This window comes from Komagataeibacter rhaeticus, from assembly GCF_003207855.1.
In the GTDB taxonomy this organism is placed as follows: Bacteria; Pseudomonadota; Alphaproteobacteria; order Acetobacterales; family Acetobacteraceae; genus Komagataeibacter; species Komagataeibacter rhaeticus.
This window is the reverse complement of the sequence record NZ_NKTZ01000004.1, coordinates 198,725-220,015: the sequence shown is the minus strand read 5'-3', so window position 1 is coordinate 220,015 and position 21,291 is coordinate 198,725. Positions and strand designations below refer to the sequence as shown.

At 64.8% G+C, this 21,291-nt stretch carries 19 protein-coding genes; 13 read left to right on the top strand and 6 right to left on the bottom strand.

Features of this window, described 5'->3' with window-relative positions:
• Positions 1–173 precede the first annotated feature (173 nt).
• Positions 174–1,295 carry an aromatic ring-hydroxylating oxygenase subunit alpha gene (locus tag CFR78_RS06650; protein WP_034929170.1) on the top strand — a complete coding sequence of 374 codons (1,122 nt, stop codon included), beginning with the start codon at positions 174–176 and terminating at the stop codon, positions 1,293–1,295.
• Entirely contained in the window at positions 1,292–2,293 is a 1,002-nt protein-coding gene (gene mutT / locus CFR78_RS16730; protein WP_034929166.1) for an 8-oxo-dGTP diphosphatase MutT, read from the top strand. Before CFR78_RS06650 ends, mutT begins: the two co-directional genes overlap by 4 nt.
• 3 nt (positions 2,294–2,296) lie before the next feature.
• On the opposite strand, the gene CFR78_RS06640 is transcribed toward mutT, so the two are convergent.
• Positions 2,297–3,226 (bottom strand): SMP-30/gluconolactonase/LRE family protein, encoded by a 930-nt coding sequence (locus tag CFR78_RS06640; RefSeq protein ID WP_223846628.1) that lies wholly within the window; start codon positions 3,224–3,226, stop codon positions 2,297–2,299.
• Positions 3,227–3,305: 79 nt separating this feature from the next.
• Between CFR78_RS06640 and CFR78_RS06635 the strand changes: the two genes are divergently transcribed.
• Positions 3,306–4,064: a competence/damage-inducible protein A gene (locus tag CFR78_RS06635; RefSeq protein ID WP_034929344.1), complete on the top strand. Its 759-nt coding sequence runs from the start codon at positions 3,306–3,308 to the stop codon at positions 4,062–4,064.
• Positions 4,065–4,115: 51 nt separating this feature from the next.
• Here CFR78_RS06635 and CFR78_RS06630 read toward each other — a convergent pair whose 3' ends face one another.
• The 3 genes from CFR78_RS06630 to CFR78_RS06620 form a co-directional block, all read right to left on the bottom strand.
• On the bottom strand, positions 4,116–5,072 hold the full coding sequence (locus CFR78_RS06630) for an acetyl-CoA carboxylase carboxyltransferase subunit alpha (RefSeq protein WP_110581055.1): 957 nt from the start codon (positions 5,070–5,072) through the stop codon (positions 4,116–4,118).
• A 75-nt stretch (positions 5,073–5,147) separates the two neighbouring features.
• Entirely contained in the window at positions 5,148–6,071 is a 924-nt protein-coding gene (locus CFR78_RS06625; protein WP_084149629.1) for a tyrosine recombinase, read from the bottom strand.
• Positions 6,072–6,085: 14 nt separating this feature from the next.
• On the bottom strand, positions 6,086–6,301 hold the full coding sequence (locus CFR78_RS06620; protein ID WP_007399137.1) for a hypothetical protein: 216 nt from the start codon (positions 6,299–6,301) through the stop codon (positions 6,086–6,088).
• A gap of 129 nt (positions 6,302–6,430) precedes the next feature.
• On the opposite strand from CFR78_RS06620, the gene aroB reads away from it, so the two are divergent.
• From aroB to CFR78_RS06575, 8 genes are all read left to right on the top strand, one after another.
• Entirely contained in the window at positions 6,431–8,164 is a 1,734-nt protein-coding gene (aroB, locus tag CFR78_RS06615; protein WP_051672037.1) for a 3-dehydroquinate synthase, read from the top strand.
• 269 nt (positions 8,165–8,433) lie between these two features.
• A complete protein-coding gene (locus tag CFR78_RS06610; RefSeq protein WP_034929164.1) occupies positions 8,434–9,657 on the top strand; it encodes an OmpA family protein in 1,224 nt (407 codons plus the stop codon).
• A 408-nt stretch (positions 9,658–10,065) separates the two neighbouring features.
• Complete coding sequence (locus CFR78_RS06605; protein ID WP_034929161.1) at positions 10,066–11,172, top strand: OmpA family protein; 1,107 nt, start codon at positions 10,066–10,068, stop codon at positions 11,170–11,172.
• Between the two features lie 380 nt (positions 11,173–11,552).
• A complete protein-coding gene (locus tag CFR78_RS06600) occupies positions 11,553–12,647 on the top strand; it encodes an OmpA family protein (protein ID WP_007399130.1) in 1,095 nt (364 codons plus the stop codon).
• 174 nt (positions 12,648–12,821) lie between these two features.
• Positions 12,822–13,349: a GtrA family protein gene (locus CFR78_RS06595; RefSeq protein ID WP_034929158.1), complete on the top strand. Its 528-nt coding sequence runs from the start codon at positions 12,822–12,824 to the stop codon at positions 13,347–13,349.
• A 643-nt stretch (positions 13,350–13,992) separates the two neighbouring features.
• A complete protein-coding gene (gene alaS, locus CFR78_RS06585; RefSeq protein ID WP_034929152.1) occupies positions 13,993–16,644 on the top strand; it encodes an alanine--tRNA ligase in 2,652 nt (883 codons plus the stop codon).
• Positions 16,645–16,937: 293 nt separating this feature from the next.
• Positions 16,938–17,630 carry a carbonic anhydrase gene (locus tag CFR78_RS06580; protein WP_034929150.1) on the top strand — a complete coding sequence of 231 codons (693 nt, stop codon included), beginning with the start codon at positions 16,938–16,940 and terminating at the stop codon, positions 17,628–17,630.
• Between the two features lie 28 nt (positions 17,631–17,658).
• Positions 17,659–18,510 (top strand): endonuclease/exonuclease/phosphatase family protein, encoded by an 852-nt coding sequence (locus CFR78_RS06575; RefSeq protein ID WP_181417500.1) that lies wholly within the window; start codon positions 17,659–17,661, stop codon positions 18,508–18,510.
• A gap of 9 nt (positions 18,511–18,519) precedes the next feature.
• Here the strand turns inward: CFR78_RS06575 and CFR78_RS06570 are convergent, their stop codons facing one another.
• Positions 18,520–18,873, bottom strand: coding sequence for a hypothetical protein (locus CFR78_RS06570; RefSeq protein WP_007399121.1), 354 nt, complete (start codon positions 18,871–18,873; stop codon positions 18,520–18,522).
• A 122-nt stretch (positions 18,874–18,995) separates the two neighbouring features.
• Here CFR78_RS06570 and CFR78_RS06565 point away from each other — a divergent pair, with 122 nt between their 5' ends.
• Entirely contained in the window at positions 18,996–19,769 is a 774-nt protein-coding gene (locus CFR78_RS06565) for an NADPH-dependent F420 reductase (protein ID WP_034929146.1), read from the top strand.
• On the opposite strand, the gene CFR78_RS06560 is transcribed toward CFR78_RS06565, so the two are convergent.
• Complete coding sequence (locus CFR78_RS06560; protein WP_034929143.1) at positions 19,748–20,296, bottom strand: HdeD family acid-resistance protein; 549 nt, start codon at positions 20,294–20,296, stop codon at positions 19,748–19,750. The genes CFR78_RS06565 and CFR78_RS06560 overlap by 22 nt on opposite strands.
• A 315-nt stretch (positions 20,297–20,611) precedes the next feature.
• On the opposite strand from CFR78_RS06560, the gene rpsD reads away from it, so the two are divergent.
• On the top strand, positions 20,612–21,229 hold the full coding sequence (rpsD, locus tag CFR78_RS06555) for a 30S ribosomal protein S4 (protein ID WP_007399117.1): 618 nt from the start codon (positions 20,612–20,614) through the stop codon (positions 21,227–21,229).
• Positions 21,230–21,291 lie beyond the last annotated feature (62 nt).

Below are 21,291 nucleotides of genomic sequence, written 5' to 3'. Positions count from 1 at the left end.
CATATTACAAAACATGATCACGTTGAACCATTTGCCCTGCCCGAAAAAAACCTCCTTAATATCGCCATGGCGGCAAGATATTGTTGGGAATGCCTCGCAACTTACATGTAGAACCGGTGTCCTGCCCCGTGGCACCCCCGGCTGCCATGCCCTGCAAACAGTCAAGAGAGACAATGGATCAGTCGTTATCGCCTGACAGCATGCAATCCTCCGCCCCGGTCACCGGGCGGGATCTGCGCCGAATCCGCGCCAACCCCGATTTCTGGTATCCTGTTGCCTGGTCACGGGAACTGAAGCCCGGCAAGACCATTGGCACCCGCTATGCCGGGCAGCCCATTGCCCTGGTCCGCCCGCTGGAGGGCGGGAGCGTCTTTGCACTGGAAGACCGCTGCGCCCACCGTCAGGTCCCGCTCAGCAAGGGTACGGTCAAGGGCGACTCGGTGCAGTGCTGCTATCATGGCTGGGCCTATGGCCGTTCGGGCCGCTGCATCGACGTGCCCTATCTGGGCAAGGGCAAGCTGCCCAACGGGGTGCGCACCTACCCCGTGCGTGAGGTCGATGGCCTGATCTTCGTCTTTCCCGGCGATGCGGCGAAGGCGGAGACGACGCCCTTCCCCCGCCTGGCGGAAGTGGCCAGCCCCGCCTACAAGACCCGCCGCTTCGGCCAGCTGGTACACTGCCACTACAGCTTCATGCACGAGAACCTGATGGATATGAACCACCAGTTCATGCACATGAAGCAGATGGGGCAGATGAAGCCCCGCTTCCTGGGGCAGGAACGTGGCCCCGGCCTGGTGGAAGCACGCTACAGCTTTGCGCGCACCGGCGGCAAGCAGCCGATCGGCGAGGCGCTGATCTTTGGCCAGAAGCGCGACAACAGCGAGAAATTCGCCCATCGCGACGTGATGACCATCCGCACCACCTATCCCTACCAGACCCTTCATATCCAGACGGGTGACAACGCGCCGGTCATGGACCTGTGGATTGCGTACGTACCGCAGGACGAGGCGGAACTGACCAACCGGGTGTTCGGGCTGCTGTCCATCAAGCGGCCGGGGATTCCGGGCATACTGGACCTGGCCTGGCCGTTCCTGACCGCGTTTACCGAACGGATCTTCCGTGAGGACCGTGAGATCGTGGAGCTGGAGCAGAACGCCTGGTATGAACAGGGCGGTGACCGCAACCAGGAAATCTTTCCCGTGATCAACAGCCTGCGGTCGCTGCTGGCCGAATGCGGGCTGCCTGCCGACCAGGATACGCCCGCGCCCGTGGCCAGGGGCGCCTCCCGCGCATGAGTGTTCATGGAGGACATGATCCCGGTACCCTACTGGAGGCTGGCGAATACCGCCTGCGTGAAGTCCGCACATCAGATGCGGGCACAATGCACAGGCTGATCAATGACTGGAGCGTGGTGCGGATGCTCAGCCGCGTTCCCTTCCCGTATTCGCTGGCCATGACAGAGGACTGGATCACGGCCACCATGGAACAGTCCCGGCGTGGCGAAGCCTATCACTTCGCCATCACCTGCCCGCACTCCGAGCAGCCCGATGCGCTGATCGGCTGTATCGGGCTGCGCATCAACGCTACCGACCGCTCCTGCTCGCTGGGGTACTGGGTCGGTCGCGCGCACTGGAACCGCAAGGTCGCCAGCACCACGGCGGGCAGGCTGGCGCGCTGGGCGCTGGCCAACCTGCCGGTGGACCGGCTTACGGCCTCGGCGGCCCATGACAACCATGCCTCCGTCGCGGTGCTGAAGCGGATCGGGTTTCAGGAAAACGGCACCGCCACGCAGGAATTCGTCTCTCGCGGGGGGGAATACCCTGTCCGCCTGTTCGAGGCCCGACATGCCGACCTGTCGGGGGAGGCCATGGCCGGGACGCAGGCCGACGGCCCGCGCCGGATCGTGCTGGTGGCTGCCGTCGCGCTGGTGGATTCGGATGCCCGCATCCTGCTGGCCCGCAGGCCCGAGGGCAAATCCATGGCCGGGCTGTGGGAATTCCCCGGCGGCAAGGTGGAAGCGGGTGAGACACCCGAGGAAGCGCTGGTGCGGGAACTGGATGAGGAACTGGGCCTGGACGTGGCCCGCTCCTGCCTGGCACCCTTTACCTTTGTCTCCCACGATTACGGGCATTTCCACCTGCTCATGCCCGTCTATGTCTGCCACCGCTGGAAGAACACCCCCATCGCGCGGGAGGGGCAGAAGCTGGAATGGGTGCCGGCATCCAGGCTGCGCGACTACCCCATGCCCGATGCCGACCGCCCGCTGGTCCCGCTGCTGCAGGACCTGCTCTAGCCCCTAGCCCTGCTTGACCTCGTCACACAGGCCGTCCATCCCATCGGCCGGGAAGGCACGGGATGCCTGTCCGGGCACCTCCACACGCAGGCTGAACAGTCCCCCCGCCTGCGGGTAGCGGGCCAGCGCATCGGGCGGCGTGTTCCTGCGTGCCGTCGTGACATAAAGCGTGCGCAGGTCGGGACCGCCAAAGGCCACCTTGGTCACATTGACGGCAGGTACCGCCACCGGCGGCAGTTCCACGCCATCTGGCGTAAACCGCATGACCCGCCCCCCGTTCCAGGCCCCCACCCACACGGTGCCCGCGCTGTCCACCACCACGCCGTCGGGATACCCCTCCGCCACACGGGCGAAGATGCGCCGGCCGGACAGGCTGCCATCGGGCGCCAGGTCAAACACATATATGATCCCGGCGGGGGAATTGTTGTGGTACAGCTTCGTGCCATCGGGCGAGATGGCGGGGCCGTTGGTCACGACATACCCTTCGTCATGGCGCAGCACGTCCAGCCTGCCGCCCCTGCCGCGGGTGACGGAATAGAGCGCGCCGCTGGGTGTCGCCTCGCCATCATCCATGGTGCCGAACCACAGCCGGCCCGTCGAATCGACACAGCCGTCATTGATGCGGTTGCCCGGCAGGTCACGTTCCACCGCCACCAGGCAGGTGAACCGGCCCGATGCCGGGTCAAACCCGTACAGCCCGTCCTTCAGCCCGCATATGAGTGTCCCGTCACTGGCGGGCACGACAAAACCCGGGCGCTGCGGCGTGGCCCACGAAGCATGGCCACCGCTTTCCGGGTGGAAACGGTGGATGGCCTGTCCCACGATATCCACGAAATAAAGCGCCTGTTCGCGCACGGACCACACGGGGCCTTCGCCCAGTTCCGCCCTGATGTCCCACACACAGTGCGGCTGTGGCATTGCTGCCGTGTTCATGGCTTCTCCTTCCGGCGGGCTGTCTGTCATTGTAGGGTGAACGTGAAACGCCCCTGCCGCAACCAAGTGGAATGTCATGATGAACCCCACAGCCTGCCTGCTTGTCATTGGCAACGAGATCCTGTCCGGCCGCACCCAGGACGTGAACGTGCAGTATATCGCGCGCCGCCTGTCGGAAACCGGCATTACCCTGAGCGAGGTACGGATCATTCCCGATATCCGCGCCGTCATTGTCCGTAACGTGACCGAGGCCCGCGCGGCCCATGACAACGTCTTCACCACCGGCGGCATCGGGCCGACGCATGACGATATCACCTCTGCCTGTGTTGCGGAATCGTTCGGGGTGCCCTGGGTGCACCACCCCGCGACATTCCGCCTGCTGGAAGCGCATTTCGCCCCCGGCGAATTCAATGCCGCCCGCCAGCGCATGGCCACCATGCCACAGGGGGCCATCCCCATCCGCAATTCCGTGTCGGTGGCGCCGGGCTTTACCATGGGCAACGTACATGTCATGGCGGGCGTGCCCCGCATCATGCGCGCGATGTTCGAGGAGGTGCTGCCCACCCTGCCCCACGGCACGCCGGTCACATCACAGGCATGGCATGCGAACGGGCTGTATGAAGGGGCACTGGCCGCGGCGCTGGAGGCTATCCAGCACCGCTACCCGGCCGTGGATATCGGTTCCTACCCCTACCGGCTGGATGAAAGCCAGCGTGGTGTCTGCCTGCTGTGCAAGGGGACGGACACCCGCGCCGTGCATGACGCGGCCCACGCGGTCCGTGACCTGATCAAGGAAATGGGTTTCGAGCCGCAGGCCGGTGAACCCGCGAAAGCCTGATGCTTCCCTGCCCGGCCGTGCCGCACGCGGCGGCACGATCCGGCACGCAATTCAGGAAACCGCTTCACGCCCCATGGCAAGGAACTTGTCGCGCCGCTGCGCCTTGAGCAGGGCCGGGTCCTTCGCCTGCAGGCCGGGCAGCTCGGCGGCAATGGCGTCGCCCACGGCCCGGATGGCAGCCGCCGGGTCACGCTGCGCGCCGCCCAGTGGCTCGGGGATGATGCGGTCGATCAGCCGCAGCTGGAGCAGGTCCTGCGCGGTCAGCTTCAGCGCGTCCGCCGCCGTGCTCGCCTGCTTGGGGTCGCGCCACAGGATGGAGGAACACGCCTCGGGCGAGATGACGGAATAGATGGCATGTTCCAGCATCATCACCCGGTCCCCCGCGCCAAGGGCCACGGCACCGCCGGACCCCCCTTCGCCAATAACGGTGGCAATGACCGGCACCGGCACGTTCAGGCAGGTATCAATGGAACGCGCGATGGCCTCCGCCTGGCCACGGGCCTCGGCATCGATGCCGGGCCACGCGCCCGATGTGTCGATGAAGGTCAGGACCGGCAGGCCGAATCGCCCGGCCAGTTTCATCAGGCGCTGCGCCTTGCGGTAGCCTTCGGGCCGGGCCATGCCGAAATTATGCTTCAGCCGTGTCTCGATCTCGGCCCCGCGTTCGGTCCCGATCACCACCACCGGCTGGCCGTTGAAACGGCCAATGCCGCCAATGATGGCCTTGTCCTCACCAAACAGGCGGTCCCCCGCCAGCGGCGAGAATTCGGTGATCAGCGCACCGATGTAATCCACCGTGTGCGGCCGCTGGGCATGGCGGGCGACCTGCACCTTCTGCCATGGGGTCAGCTTGGCGTAGGCCGTACGCAACTGCCGGTCGGCTTTCTCGCTCAACCGGGCGATCTCTTCCGCGATGTTGATCCCGTCCGGACCGGACATCTTGCGAAGCTCGTCGATCTTGTTCTCAAGCTCGGCGACCGACTTTTCGAAATCTAGAAACTGGCGCATGCGCTGCCGATAGCACAGCCTGCACGCCAGCCAAACATTTTCACGCGGGGAATTCACCCCGCCATGCATTTTTGTCTATCCCACCTCCCGCTCCCCCGCGTGGGACAGGGGATGGTGGTCAGCCACCGCCTCGCGCAGGCGGTCAAGCATGACGTGGGTATAGATCTGTGTTGTCGCGATATCGGCATGGCCCAGCAGCACCTGCAGCGCGCGCAGGTCCGCCCCGTGGGCCAGCAGGTGCGTGGCAAAGGAATGGCGCAGCACATGCGGCGAAAGCCGGGCCGGGTCCAGCCCCGCGCGCAGGGCCACATCGTGCAGGATGCGGTCGAATCCCTGCCGGGTCATGGGCCGGGTCACCCCACGGCCGGGAAACAGGAAGGGACTCCAGCGCGCGGCATCGGCTTCCATCAGCGCGCGGGCGGCTTCACGCGCACGCGCCGACATGGGGACCATGCGCTCGCGCCCGCCCTTGCCCCGCACCAGCATCATGCCGGGTGCTGCATCCAGCGCGCGGCGGGGCAGCGCCAGCAGTTCGGATATGCGCAGCCCCGATGCATACAGCATTTCCAGCGCCGCGCGCGCGACCAGCAGCCTGCGCTGGCGCGCGGGAGTTGCATCGGCTTCCGGCGTGCAGGCGGCCAGCAGGGCCTCCACCTCCCCTTCCGACAGGAAACGCGGCAGCGGCGTGTCCAGCCGGGGGGCTTCCAGCAGGGCGGCGGGATTGTCGGGCCGCATGCCCTCCCGCGCCAGGAACAGGAAATACTGCTTCAGGCACGACAGCCTGCGCGCCTGGGTGCGCGCCGCCAGCCCCTGCCCCGCCAGACCGGCCAGATAGGCACGCAGGTCGGCCTCCCCCGCCGTGCGCGCCGTAACACCACCGGCATGAAGGACCGCCGTCATGTCCGCCAGGTCACGGGCATAGGCGGCCAGCGTGTTCAGGGCAGCCCCCCGTTCGGCGGCCTGCATTTCCAGAAAGGCGTCAATCCCGTCCGCCTGCACGCCGCCGGGCACCCCTAGTGCAGAGGCGCAAGCGGGGTCACGGGCAGCGGCGCGGGCGCGCCTGGCAGCGCGGGAAGGGCCGCCGCCGCGGGCGGGGCGGGTGGGGCGAAGGGAATGTCCTTATGGATGGCCTGCTGCACCGGCGCGGGCGGAAAGGCGCCCAGCGAGAAGAATCCCCCCACGGCGCACAGGGCAAGAACGCCAACCAGGGCAATGACTATACGGAGCATCAGACCGCTTCCCATATCCTGCAAAATCCGGTTTCGCGTGTTCCCGTACCCGGACACGCCCCATGCGCGACACAGGTCCCGGGCGCGGAGTCTACCGGTCCTGTCCTGCTGTATGTTAGGTTGCCGCGCATGTCACGCCAGATTCCCCCCGACCGGCCCAGTCCGGAGGCTCCGTCACTCAGCATTCCGCTCGACCTGAACGCCGTGGGCCCATCCGCCCCGCGACAGGCCGGATGCGGCCGGACCATCGTGCTGGTGGGCCTGATGGGGGCGGGCAAGACCACAATCGGCCGCATCCTTGCCACGACGCTGGGCCTGCCCTTTGTCGATTCGGACGAGGAGATCGAGCGCGCGGCCGGCTGCTCGATCGCCGACCTGTTCCAGAAATACGGCGAGCCGGAATTCCGCCGGGGCGAACGGCTGGTCATCCGCCGCCTGCTGTCCGGCCCGCCCGTGGTGCTGGCGACCGGCGGCGGCGCCTTCATGGATCAGCGCACGCGCGCCAGCGTGCGCGAGCAGGCGGTGTCCATCTGGCTGCGCTGCCCGCTGCCGCTGCTGGTACAGCGCGTGGCGGAACGCACGCACCGCCCGCTGCTCAATACCGCCTCGCCGCACGCGGTGCTGGCGGATCTCATGCGCATCCGCCATCCGGTCTATGCGGAAGCGGATATCATCGTGGATTGTGGAGATGACAACGTGGAACACAGCGCCGACCATGTGCTGCAGGCCCTGAAACACAGCCAGCAGCCGCTGCGCGTGCCCGTGCGGCTGGAGCGCGCCAGCTACGAGGTGATGATCGGCCCCGACGTGATCCGCCGCGCGGGCGCGCTGCTGGCCCCCGTCCTGCCCCAGAAGCGCGTGATGATCGTGACCGACGCGACGGTCTCTCCCCTGCACCTGCCCCGCCTGCTGGAAGGACTGGAGGAATGCGCCATCCGTGCCGAGGTGATCACCATCCCCCCCGGCGAGGGGTCCAAGAGCATGGCCCGGTACGAGCAGGTGACCAATGCCCTGCTGGAAGCGCATGTGGAGCGGGGCACCACGGTCGTGGCGCTGGGCGGCGGCGTGGTGGGGGATCTGTCCGGATTCTGCGCCGCCACCACCCTGCGCGGGCTGCCATTCGTACAGATTCCGACCACGCTGCTTTCGCAGGTGGATTCGTCGGTGGGGGGCAAGACGGGCATCAATACCCCGTTTGGCAAGAATCTGGTGGGCGCGTTCCACCAGCCCATCGCCGTGCTGGCCGATACGTCCACCCTGGCCACCCTGCCGGTGCGCGAACTGCGCGCGGGGTATGCCGAAATCGTAAAATCCGGGCTGCTGGGCGATGCGGCACTGTTCGCATGGTGTGAGCGCCACGGGGCGGCGGTGCTGGCGGGCGACCCCGCCATGCAGGCCGAGGCCATCCGCATGGCCTGTGCCTTCAAGGCCCGCGTGGTCACGGCCGATGAGCGCGAGGAGCGCCGCGTCGATGGCCGCGCCCTGCTCAACCTGGGCCACACCTTCGGCCACGCGCTGGAAGCCGAGATGGGGTACGATGGCAGCCTGCTGCATGGGGAAGCCGTGTCCATCGGGCTGCGGCTGGCCTTCATGCTGTCGGTCAGGCTGGGCTACTGCCCCGCCGGGGACCTTGAGCGCGTGACCCGCCATCTGGAAGACCTGTCCATGCCGCTGCGGGTCAGCGATACGGGGCGGAATTTTTCCGCCAGCCAGCTTGTGCGCAACATGCAGCGCGACAAGAAAATGCGCGATGGCCGCCTGTCCTTCGTGCTGGTACGCGGCATCGGACAGGCCTTTACCTGCCGCGACGTACCCGATGAGGCCGTGCTGGACGTGCTGCGCGCGGATGGCTGCACACCCTGACCCGTCGCGCCCCGCGATGTGATTTTTATACAACAGCCCCCTGCCTTCCCCACGATGGGCAGGGGGTATTTACCGTATTTCAATCCTTGCCCCGCACAACGGTCCCGCCACGGACCGGCGGGGCCGGATGCCACCATTCCCACCCGACCGCTGGCACCATTCTCACGGCCCCTCTCCGGGCCGATCGTGTCAACAAGCATCAGGCCGGTGTGGAATGCCCCCATCTCCACAGCAGAGAAGGCGTCTGATCAAGTATCAAGGACGGGAATATGCGTCTTCGCGCGGCATTGCTGGCGACTGCACTGACCACGACCCCGGTTGTCACCGCCATGGCAACAACAATCACCGGCCCCTATGCCGATATCGGCGGCGGCTACAACCTGACCCAGACCCAGCATCTTCATGATTTTGACAATGACCGTCTCATGAAGGGGTATGTCGACCACGCGCTTGCCGCCTCGCAGGCGGACGTGCGCGATACCTACAGCCCGAGCATGCATTACCGCGAACGGGTACGCCACGGCGATGGCTGGACCGGCTTCGCCGCCTTTGGCTGGGGCTTCGGCAATGGCCTGCGCGCGGAAGTCGAAGGCGCGTACAACTGGTCCGGCCTGACCGGCATGACCTTCAGCCAGGGCGGCCCGCGGGGCGGTTCCACCACCGGCAGGACCCAGGGCAGCGACCGCTCCTACGGCGGTTTCATCAATGTGCTGTATGACATCGACCTCAAGCGCCTGTTCAACATTGACGTGCCGGTCACGCCGTTTGTCGGTGTGGGTGCGGGCTATCTTTGGCAGAATGTGAGCAGCAGCACGGTGCTGGCCTCCAACAGCAGCCTCAACCTGCGCCAGCACGGCACCAATGGCAGCTTCGCCTACCAGGGTATCGTGGGTGCGGCCTATGACATACCGGGCGTGGCCGGCCTGCAGATGACCACCGAATACCGCATGGTCGGTCAGGTGGAATCGTTCAGCATGGGCAACATCACACAGTCCTACACCGCCAATTACGGTGCCGATAACAGCCACCCGAGCTACGACCACCGCTTCAACCACCAGTTCATCGTGGGCGTCCGCTACGCCTTCAACACCGCCCCGCCGCCACCGCCGCCGGCCCCCGCCGTCGTCCCGCCCGTGCCCGCCGTGGCGCGTACCTACCTGGTGTTCTTCGACTGGGATGGGGCAGCCCTGACCGGCCGCGCGCGCGAGATCGTGGCACAGGCCGCACAGGCTTCCACCCACGTCCAGACCACCCGCATCGAGGTGAACGGTTATACCGACAATTCCGCCGCCCAGCCCGGCCCGCGCGGGCAGCAGTACAACCTTGGCCTGTCCCTGCGCCGCGCGGACAGCGTGAAGGCCGAACTGATCCGTGACGGCGTGCCCGCCAGCGCCATTGGCGTGCAGGGCTATGGCGAAGCCCGCCCGCTGGTGCCGACCGGCCCCGACACGCGGGAGCCGCAGAACCGCCGCGTGGAGATCATCCTGCACTGACCTCCGGTCCGGCCTGACAACAAAACCATGTGGAAAATCAGGGAGAATGCCCGGCATTCTCCCTTTTTGCGTCGAATCGACCAGTGCCATGACGACCGTCAGGCAGCCCCTCCTTTTCCGGCAATGTCCTATGCAAAATAGAAGGGGCTGTGCCGGCAGTGCAAAAAATCCTTTATAAAGTCACAACTTTTCGCAGCACCTTCCAAAGCTTCCTGAAAGATATGTGTTTTTTTTGCCACACACGATCCGCTTGCGCCATTTTGCCCATTCTCAAGCCTGCCCAGACACGCTAATCCCCGCATCATAGCTTGCGGGTAATCTCAGGCTGCCCTGTCTTCGGGGCATATCCATTGCCCGGCCCACAAGATAGGGCTCTGCCCTGCAACAACAGAGTTTAAGGACTTGAACATGCGTCTTCGCGCAGCGTTACTGGCTACCAGCCTGCTGGCAGCGGCACCGGTCGCCGCCAAAGCCACGACCATCACCGGTCCCTATGTGGGCATCGGCGGTGGCTACGATCTGACCCAGACCCAGCATATGCATGATGCTGACCTGAAAAACGGCGCCAACGGCAATGACGACGGCGGCCAGCATGTCCGTCACGGCCATGGCTGGACCGGCTTTGCCAATGTTGGCTGGGGCTTCGGTAACGGCCTGCGCGCCGAAGTCGAAGGTGCCTACAGCTGGACCGCAATCACCAGTGTCGATGCCGAGAAGACGAAGGGTCACGACCGTTCGTATGGCGGCTTCGTCAACGTACTGTATGACATCGATCTGAAGCGTCTGTTCGGCATTGATGTGCCGGTCACGCCGTTCGTCGGTGCCGGTGCCGGTTACCTGTGGGAAAACGCGAATGTCACGGGCATGTCCTCCGGCGCCCAGATGAAGGGCACGAACGGCAGCTTCGCCTATCAGGGTATCGTGGGTGCGGCCTACGACATCCCGGGCGTGTCCGGCCTGCAGATGACCACCGAATACCGCATGGTTGGTCAGGTTGAAGACTTCGGGATGGGCAACATCCACGCTTCCGGTGGTGGCTACACGAGCGCCGAGCGCTTTGATCACCGCTTCAACCACGAGTTCATCGTAGGCGTCCGCTACGCGTTCAACAACGCACCGCCGCCGCCGCCGCCGGCCCCCGCCATCGTGCCGCCCGCACCGACCGCGGCCCGCACCTACCTGGTGTTCTTCGACTGGGACGGCGCAGCCCTGACCGGCCGCTCGCGTGAGATCGTGGCAGAGGCCGCACAGGCTTCCACCCACGTCCAGACCACCCGCATCGAAGTCAACGGTTATACCGACAACACGGCGGCCCACCCCGGCCCGCGTGGCCAGCAGTACAACCTTGGCCTGTCCATGCGCCGCGCGGACAGCGTGAAGGCTGAACTGATCCGTGACGGTGTGCCCGCCAACGCCATCGACATCCATGGTTATGGTGAAGCCCACCCGCTGGTGCCGACCGGCCCCGACACGCGTGAGCCCCAGAACCGGCGCGTCGAGATCATCCTGCACTGATCACGGCCAACACGGTCACCAAAACGGAAAAGGAGCACTTCGGTGCTCCTTTTTTTATGCCCGTTTTAATGTATGAAAAATTTCTTACTTTTTGAAATACTTCGTTTATTGCGTGATTTTTCTGCCACATTGGGCCTTGAAGATTGTGCAAGACACTTGTTTCCAATGGAATCTTCCCTAACTAGACAATTGTTCTAAAATGGGAAAATCGATTGATCGGCCTGCATTCGGCACGGTGTCACTTTTCTGCCGCCATATGGTAGCAGGGTTCAGGCAACCCCGGGCAACACACAGTGTTTAGGGATATGGATTGATTAATCTTCGCATCCCATGCGTGATGTGGTTTACAAAGAAGTAATAACATGAGGAAGGACGAACATATGCGTCTCCGCACTGCCCTGCTGGCAACCAGCCTGCTGGCAGCGACACCGTTCGCAGCCAAGGCCACGACCATTACTGGCCCCTATGTCGATATCGGCGGTGGCTACAACCTGACCCAGACCCAGCACGGGCATTTCGCGGATACGGAAGATGGCCCGGGCCGTGAAAAGCTTGGCCACCGTCATGGCTGGACCGGCTTTGGCGCGGTAGGCTGGGGCTTTGGCAACGGCCTGCGCGCTGAAATCGAAGGCGACTACAACTGGTCCGAAATCTACAGCAAGACCCGTGGCGACAAGGGCAGCGACCGCTCCTATGGCGGTTTCGTCAACGTGCTGTATGACATCGACCTCAAGCGCCTGTTCAACATTGACGTGCCGGTCACGCCGTTTGTCGGTGTTGGCGCGGGCTACCTGTGGCAGAACGCCCATGACGTGACCGTTGGCAACAACGCGGCACGCAGCCTGAGCGGCACCAAGGGTGGCTTCGCCTATCAGGGCATCGTCGGTGCGGCCTATGACATCCCCGGTGTCCCTGGCCTGCAGATGACCACCGAATACCGCATGATCGGCCAGCCCTCCTCCTTCACCATGGGCAACTACACCGCCAGCGGGCCGGAAGGTACGGGTCATGCCAGCTTTGACCACCGCTTCAACCACCAGTTCATCGTAGGCGTCCGCTACGCGTTCAACAACGCGCCGCCGCCGCCGCCGCCGGCCCCCGCTGTCGTGCCGCCCGCACCGACCGCGGCCCGCACCTACCTGGTGTTCTTCGACTGGGACGGCGCAGCCCTGACCGGCCGCTCGCGTGAGATCGTGGCAGAGGCCGCACAGGCTTCCACCCACGTCCAGACCACCCGCATCGAAGTCAACGGTTATACCGACAACACGGCGGCCCACCCCGGCCCGCGTGGCCAGCAGTACAACCTTGGCCTGTCCATGCGCCGTGCTGAAAGCGTGAAGGCCGAACTGATCCGTGACGGCGTGCCCGCCAATGCCATCGACATCCATGGCTATGGTGAAGCCCACCCGCTGGTGCCGACCGGCCCCGACACGCGTGAGCCCCAGAACCGTCGCGTCGAGATCATCCTGCACTGATCACGGCCAGCTGCTCATCAGGAAAAGGGGGTGCTTCGGTGCCCCCTTTTCTCTTTTATTGACGCAGTATTTGGCCTAATACGATATCCACATGCCCGGCGGGAGGTCCTTGCCGGACAGGCGTGCCCTGACCATATGCCAGCGAATCCCTCGCCCAGGCAGAAGGATCATCCCTTGCCCAGACTCTCTTCCGAGAAAATCACGCAATTCCTCAAATTCGGCATTGTAGGACTGTTAGGACTGGGCTGGGACACAACAGCGGTTTACAGCCTGCGTCCCCTGGTCGGCCTGACTACTGCAACCATCGCCGCCTATTTCATCGCGGCTTCGATCAACTGGTTCATCAACCGGCTGTGGACCTTCCGCAAGGCGGGCAACCAGCATCATTTCATGGTCCAGTGGCTCCGCTTCCTTGCGGGCAACTCGCTGGGGTTCTTCCTGAACCGGGGCTGCGTGTTCATGCTCTTCCACCTTTCCCCCATCTTCAAGGCCAATCCGGTGCTGGCGCTGGTGGCCGGTGCGGCGGCTGGCATGATGGCCAACTTCCATATCAGCCGGAAGCTGGTTTTCCACAGGGAATCGCCCAAGGCCGCCGGGCGCCGCAACGTCCAGATCGTGCCCTTCCAGCCCGAACGCGCCGTGGCGCAGAATGCCGTCTCCAGCCGGACCGCTGTCGTGAACTCCCGCAGCAAGACGGGATAACACGCCCGGGCGCCGTAAGTGGCCCCCACCTGATTCAAGGCGGCGGATTGCGTCTTCCACCAGCGTGGCATATTCGCTGCCGCCATGCAGGCCGCATCCATGACCGGCAGGGATTATCCTTCCTGCGGGGCCGGGGACACCGATCTCCGCATAGCCAGCCCGGCACGGCGCCATGGTACCATGCAGGTCACTACCCCGCGGCCCCGGTCAAATACAAACCGGCCGCAGGCAAGTAATTCACGCACCCCCCGGCCTGTTCCAGCGTTCTGTCCCCTATTGCCCATGCACGGCAAGAGCGGACAGGCAAGGACAGTTCCGTATCCGGCAGCCCGTGCGGCAGTCCCACTGCCGCACGCATGCCGGCCACGTCATCGGCCTTGTTCACACCCCGTGCGCAGGCGCGGGCATACCGGATCAGGAAATTCCGGAAGGCATCAGGCGGCAGGGTGCCAGCGGCCCGTCCTGTTCCGCCGTCCATTCCCGTGGCATATTGAAGCCTCCCGCTGATACAAGCCGCCTGTCATGCCATGGGCATATGGGCGGAACACGCATGTTCGTACTTCCGGTCTGGTGCTACGTGCGCTAGGTGAATGAATCCGGTTTTATATCTATATCTTCAATACAGGATCGTCTGTTTCCCGCCATGCCCACAACAAACGACATTCGTGCCACCTTCCTCGATTATTTCGCGGGGAACGGGCATCAGATCGTGCCGTCCTCGTCCCTGGTGCCGCACAACGATCCGACACTGCTGTTTACCAATGCTGGTATGGTGCAGTTCAAGAACGTGTTCACCGGGCAGGAAACACGTCCCTATTCCCGCGCCACCACCGCCCAGAAGGTCGTGCGCGCGGGCGGCAAGCATAACGACCTGGATAATGTGGGCTATACCGCCCGCCACCATACCTTCTTCGAGATGATGGGCAATTTCTCGTTCGGGGACTATTTCAAGGCCGAAGCCATCGAACTGGCCTGGAAACTGGTGACCGGCACGTTCGGCCTGCCCAAAGACAAGCTGCTGACCACCGTCTATGCCGATGACGAGGAAGCCGCCAGCCTGTGGCGCAGGATCGCCGGCCTGTCCGATGACCGCATCATCCGCATCCCCACCTCTGACAATTTCTGGCGCATGGGCGATACCGGTCCCTGCGGCCCGTGTTCCGAGATCTTTTACGATCACGGCCCCGAAGTGGCGGGCGGCCCCCCCGGCTCCCCCGATGAGGACGGTGACCGCTTTACCGAAATCTGGAACCTCGTGTTCATGCAGTATTTCGAGAATCCGCCCGGCACCCGCTCGCCCCTGCCGCGCCCGTCCATCGACACCGGGCTGGGGCTGGAGCGTTTTGCCGCCATCCTGCAGGGCAAGCGCGACAATTATGATACCGATACCTTCCGCGCGCTCATCCTCGCCTCGGCCGAGGTGACGGGGCAGGACCCGGACGGGCCATTCAACGCCAGCCACCGCGTGGTGGCCGACCACCTGCGCTCCACCTCGTTCCTGATTGCCGATGGCGTGCTGCCATCCAAGGACGGGCGCGGCTACGTGCTGCGCCGCATCATGCGCCGCGCCATGCGCCACCTGCACATGATGGGCACGACGGAGCCGACCTTCTACAAACTCGTCCCCGCGCTGATCCGGCAGATGGGCGAGGCCTATCCCGAACTGGTCCATGCCCGCGCCCTGATCGAGGGTACGATGAAGGGCGAGGAAGAGCGTTTCAAGGCCATGCTGGACCGTGGCCTGTCGCTGCTGGCGGACGAGACGGAACGCCTGGGCGATGGCGCGCCCCTGCCCGGTGATGTTGCGTTCAAGCTGTATGACACCTTCGGCTTCCCGCTTGACCTGACGCAGGATGCCCTGCGCGGCAGCAGCCACAATGTGGATGTGGCGGGCTTCAACGCGGCCATGGAGGTGCAGCGCAAGCGCGCCCGCGCCGCATGGAGCGGTTCGGGCGACAGCGCGACCGAGACCGTGTGGTTCGAGGCCCGCGACACGTTCGGCGCCACCGAATTCCTGGGCTACACCACCGAAACCTCGGATGCCGAGGTGCAGACCGTGATCGTGGACAACGCGCAGGTGGAAAGTGCTGGTCCCGGCACCAAGGTGGCGCTGCTGCTCAACCAGACCCCGTTCTATGGGGAAAGCGGTGGCCAGGTGGGCGATACCGGCACCATCACGGCACCCGGCCTGCATATTGCCATTACCGACACGCAGAAAAAGCTGGGCGACCTGCTGGTGCATTACGGCACGGTCATCGAAGGCACGGTCAAGCCCGGCATGGCGGTCACGGCACAGGTCGATCATGACCGCCGCAGCGCCATCCGCGCCCATCATTCCGCCACCCACCTGCTGCACGAGGCCATGCGCCGCAGGCTGGGCGCGCACGTCACCCAGAAGGGCAGCCTGAACGCACCCGACCGCCTGCGCTTTGACGTAAGCCAGCCCCGCCCCATCACGCCCGAGGAACTGGCCGATATCGAGGCCGAGGTGAATGCCCGCATCCGTGAGAATACGGATGTCACCACCCGTCACATGACACCCGAAGAAGCCATCGAGCAGGGCGCCATGGCCCTGTTTGGCGAAAAATACGGTGATGAGGTGCGCGTCGTGTCCATGGGCGGCCCGGAGGAAGGCCGCGCGGGCTGGTCTATCGAACTGTGCGGCGGCACGCATGTGCGCCGCACGGGTGATATCGGGCTGTTCCGCATCACATCGGAAAGCGGCGTATCGTCAGGCGTGCGGCGGATCGAGGCCGTGACCGGCCTGGCCGCGCAGAACGCCACCATCGCCACCGAGGAACGCCTGAACCAGATTGCCGCCATGCTGCGCGTGCCGCCCGCGGAAACACCCGAACGCCTGGCCGTACTGCTGGAAGAGCGCAAGGTGATGGAACGCCAGATTTCCGACCTGCAGCGCAAGCTGGCCTCGGGCAGCCAGGCGGCGGCATCCATTGTGGACGTGGGCGGCATAAAGCTTGATGCCCGCAACGTGGGCGAACTGCCGGCCAAGGAACTCAAGCCACTGGCGGATTCGCTGCGCAAGGAAATCGGCTCCGGCGTGATCGTGCTGATCTCCACCGCTGATGGCAAGGGCAGCATCGTCGTGGCCGCCACCCCTGATCTGGGCGAGAAGGTCGACGCCGTGGCACTGGTGCGCGCGGCCAGCACGGCCATGGGCGGCAAGGGCGGCGGTGGCCGGCGCGACATGGCGCAGGCGGGCGGCCCCGACACCACCCGGGTGGAAGCGGCGCTGGAGGCCGTGCGGGCGGCCCTGCAGCAGGGGAACGCCAGCTAGGCGCCACCCCGCCAGCAGCCATACAGGCCCATGCAACGGCGCGCCCAGGCGCGCCGTTGTGCTGTACGCCCCCAGGACAGATGAATACTTCAGGACCCGAAGTGAAGATTTATTAATTATATCGTGGTTACATAGTATTTCCAATTCAGTTCAGGAAGAAACCGTTGGGACAGACAGGTGTTTCCATGATACAAAGGGCGCGGGATGTAGTCCGGGCCACCGAATTGTACCGCACTGGCGTTGCGGATCATGGCTTTCCCTTTGTCCGGACATTCAGGTGACAGGATTTTATAATGGCTACTACCAATACTGCCCGGGATACCCTTATCGACCTGCTGCACGGCGTTGAACGTTTCAACACCGAAGTCTTCCCGCAGAACCGGGAACTGTTCGCCAGTCTTGCCAACAGCCAGTCACCCGACACGCTGTTCATCGCCTGTGCCGACAGCCGGGTCAATCCCAGCATGATTACCCAGACCCGGCCGGGCGACCTGTTCGTACTGCGCAACATCGGCAATATCGTTCCTGCCTATGGGGAAATGCTGGGCGGTGTGTCATCGGCCATCGAATACGCGGTCAGTGCGCTCAGGGTCTCGCACATCATTGTCTGTGGCCATTCCAACTGCGGCGCCATGAAGGCCCTGCTTGACCCTGAAGCCAGCAACCTGAACAAGATGCCCACCGTGGCAAGCTGGCTGCGCAATGCCGAAGCCGCCCGCGCCGTGCTGGAGGCATCGGATGCAGGCCCCGCTACCGTGCGCAGCCTGTCGGAACAGAACGTACAGCTCCAGATCGCGCATCTGCGCACACACCCCGCCGTGGCGGCGGGGCTTGCCCGCGGCACCCTGACATTGCAGGGATGGTTCTATGATATTGCCAGTGGGGAAGTTGTGGTGCTGGATGAAACATCGCGCACGTTCATCCATGTGGACGAGGCGATTGCCAAGCTGCGCGCCCAGCAGGCGGATAGCGCCCCCACGGCGTAAGGCAGCCCATGCATGGCGGGCGGCATGGGTGTGCCTGCCCGTCATCACGGGCCTGCTGCCCGCAACAGCCGGGGCACGGGAAGATATCCGGCTTTCCACATGGAATCTGGAATGGCTGACCACCCGCCCGCAGGGTGATCCGGCCCTGCCCGCCGATGTCATGCCCCGCACGGTCGTGGAACTGGAACATCTGGCAGCCTATGCCCGGCGCCTGGCCCCCGATATTGCGGCGCTGGAGGAGGTGGACAGCCCGGCGCTTGCCGCCCGGCTGTTCCCTGCCCCGGCCTATCGCATTTTCATTACCCATGACACGGTCGTGCAGAAGGTGGCCCTTGCCGTGCGCGCGGAGCTTGCGGTCACGCGGCATGCTGATGTCACGGCGCTGGATGTCTATGCGCCTGACGCCCCCCACCACCTGCGCGCGGGTCTGGATGTCAGTATCGGCACCGGGGCCGACAGCCTGCGGGTCCTTGTTGTGCATCTCAAGGCAGGGTGCCGCGATTCGGCACCGGACAGCCGCAGACCCGCCTGCCGGACGCTGCTACGCCAGATTGCCATTGTCGCGGACTGGATTCTTGAACGTCAGGACGAAGGCGAGGCCTTTGCCGTGCTGGGTGATTTCAACCGGCTGCTGGCCCCCGATGACCCGGCCTTCCATACCCTTGCCGCCAGCGGCCCGCTGGCACTGGTGACCGCGGGCCGGGCAAGCCCCTGCGCGCAGGGCAGCTATTTCATCGACCATATCCTTGTGGGGGGTCCGGCTTACGCCCGGGTGCGACCGGACAGCCTGCGCGTGATGCTCTACCACGAGGACAGCGGGACGGAGGCCCCCCGCCTGTCCGATCACTGCCCGGTATCCGTCAATCTGTCCCTGCCCTGAAGCCGGGGCCTATTCAGGCCAGATGCCGGAATCATGCATGGCGCTGACGCCCACCATCAGCACGATCATCACGAACACCACCGCCCCCATAAGCTGGAACAGTTCCTTATAGGGCATGAAGGCCGGGTCCATGCTGGCGGCGGCCGTGGCAGCGGCCTGGGTGGTGGCCACGGCATCATGATCGGTCGTGACCACATGGTCCTGGCCATCCGGCACCGGACCGGGATCGGGCATGTTCATTGCCGCATGGGCGGCCTCATCTTCCTGCACGGCCGCATGCAGGGCCTCGATGGGATGGTCCACACCAGCGGGAACGGCGGACTCCGCCACGACAGTGCTGTCCTGATCGGGGGTATCGGTCATTGACGCTGTACTCCTGCTTCAGCCAAGTCTGTGCCATATACCGACAGGTCGGCAAAGAACCAAACTGCGGACCAGACCCGGACGTGCCATACTAGCACATGCCGCCAGAACAGGAGAGATGCATGCCAGCCCTGAAACTGACCCGCCGGCAGGGCCTGACCGCCCTGCTTGCCACCCTGCTGCCCGCATCCCTGCCGGTTACGGCGCGCGCGGGCCGGCCGCTGCGCATCGGCATGATCGGGGCGGGCCATGTCGGCAGTACACTGGGCCATTTATGGAACCGCGCCGGCCACCAGATCATGTTTGCCGACGTGAAGAAGGAAGCCGCGAACCGGCTTGCATCCGAACTGTATCCCCTTGCCCGCACCGGCACGGTGCAGGAGGCCGCCAGATTCGGGGATGCCGTGGTGCTGGCCGTGCCCTATGGCGCGCTGCCGCAGCTGGGCCATGCCATCGGCACCACCATTGGCAGCAAGCCGCTGATCGATGCCACCAACCCCTATGGCTGGCGCGATGGCAAGATCGGCCGCCTTGCCCTGAAAAAGGGGGCGGGGATTGTGACCCAGGCCGTGTTCCCCTCCGCCTCGGTGGTGCGGGCCTTCAATTCGGAAGACATGACAACCCTGGCCGCCCAGACCTGGCGCACACCGCCACGCATGGCGCTGCCCATGGCGGGTGACGTGACGCAGGCGCTGTACACGGCAGGCTGGCTGATCCATGATGCAGGCTTCGACCCGGTCATGGTGGGGCCGCTTTCGGCCGCGACGCTGTTCCAGCCCGGCCACCCGGGGTTCGAGGCGCAGATGAACGCCACCGACCTGCGCAACCTGCTGGGCGTTGCGGCTGACAACCCGATCAACCGCAACCTTGCCACTCAGTTCGCTGGCGGGATGTAGGCCGCCTGCCGCAGGGCCAGGCCGAACTGGATCCAGCCAAGGCCGGCGGCAATCAGTTCAACCGCCACAAACGTGCCGATCAGCCACAGCCCGGACCATGGCAGGGTGGCATACAGGCACACCCCCACCAGCAGGCTGATCAGCCCGCCCATCAGGATCAGCCACCAGCCCTGCAGGCCGCGCTGCTGGAAGGCCATGATGATGCGCCCGATGCCCGACACCACAAGGCAGGCGGAAATGAACAGGGTAATGGCCATGGTGCCCGCGGCCGGTTCCTCCATCATCATGGTGCCCGCCAGTATGTAAAGCGCGCCACCAAGGATGGACATGAGCCGCCCGCTCCAGTCCCGCACCACGAAGGCATGCACAAGCTGCACCGCGCCCACCACGAACAGCAGCACGCCCAGCACGATGGTGCTGGCCAGCGACACGACCAGCGCATCCACCCACGCGACAATGCCAAGGGCAAAGGAAATCACCCCCAGCCCCACAAACAGCCCCCAGCGCTGTGTCAATGCCGTATCCATGCGTGCCTTCCCCCTGTTGCCGTGATCGGTCACCCTTGCGGTTCCCGCTTCATAACAGGGCGGACCGCCGGCGCGATACAGTCTTTTGCCCCACCGTCCTGCCCCCATGGCAATTGACAGGACACGGCAGTACTTCTATACGCGCCCGACTGCCGGGAACGTGGACGATCCGGCTGGTGCCCATGGGTGATTGCTCCCCGGCGCCAGTAATACGGAGCGCGCCCGCCCTGTCCATGAGGGACAGGACCTACCGGTGCAACACCATGGCATATGGTCCGCCATATCCATGCAGATGAATGAAGAGAGAGCGCGCAGATGAGCAAGCGCCTTGAGAGCAAGTACAAGATCAACCGCCGCCTTGGCGTGAACCTGTGGGGCCGTGCGAAGTCCCCGGTCAACAAGCGCGAGTACGGCCCCGGCCAGCACGGCCAGCGCCGCAAGCAGAAGCCGTCCGACTTCTCCGTGCAGCTGATGGCCAAGCAGAAGCTGAAGGGCTACTACGGCAACATCGGCGAAAAGCAGTTCCGCAAGTATTATGACGAGGCCGTCCGCCGCAAGGGTGACACCTCCGAGAACCTGATCGACCTGCTGGAGCGCCGGCTGGACGCGGTTGTCTACCGCCTGAAGTTCGCGATCACCCCGTTCGCGGCGCGTCAGTTCATCAGCCACGGCCACATCACGGTCAACGGCCGCAAGGTCAACATCCCCTCCTACCTGGTGCGTGATGGCGACGTGATCGAAGTGCGCGAGAAGTCCAAGCAGCTGGCCATCGTGCTGGATGCGGCCCAGAGCGGCGAACGCGACGTGCCGGAATACCTGGAAGTGGATCACCGCCAGATGAAGGGCTCCTTCCTGCGCAGCCCCAAGCTGTCGGATGTGCCCTATCCCGTGCAGATGGAACCGAACCTGGTCATCGAATTCTACTCTCGCTGATCAATACCCGGAACCGGGCAGGCGTGACGCCGGGCGTGGGGGCTTTTGTCCCTGCGTCCGGC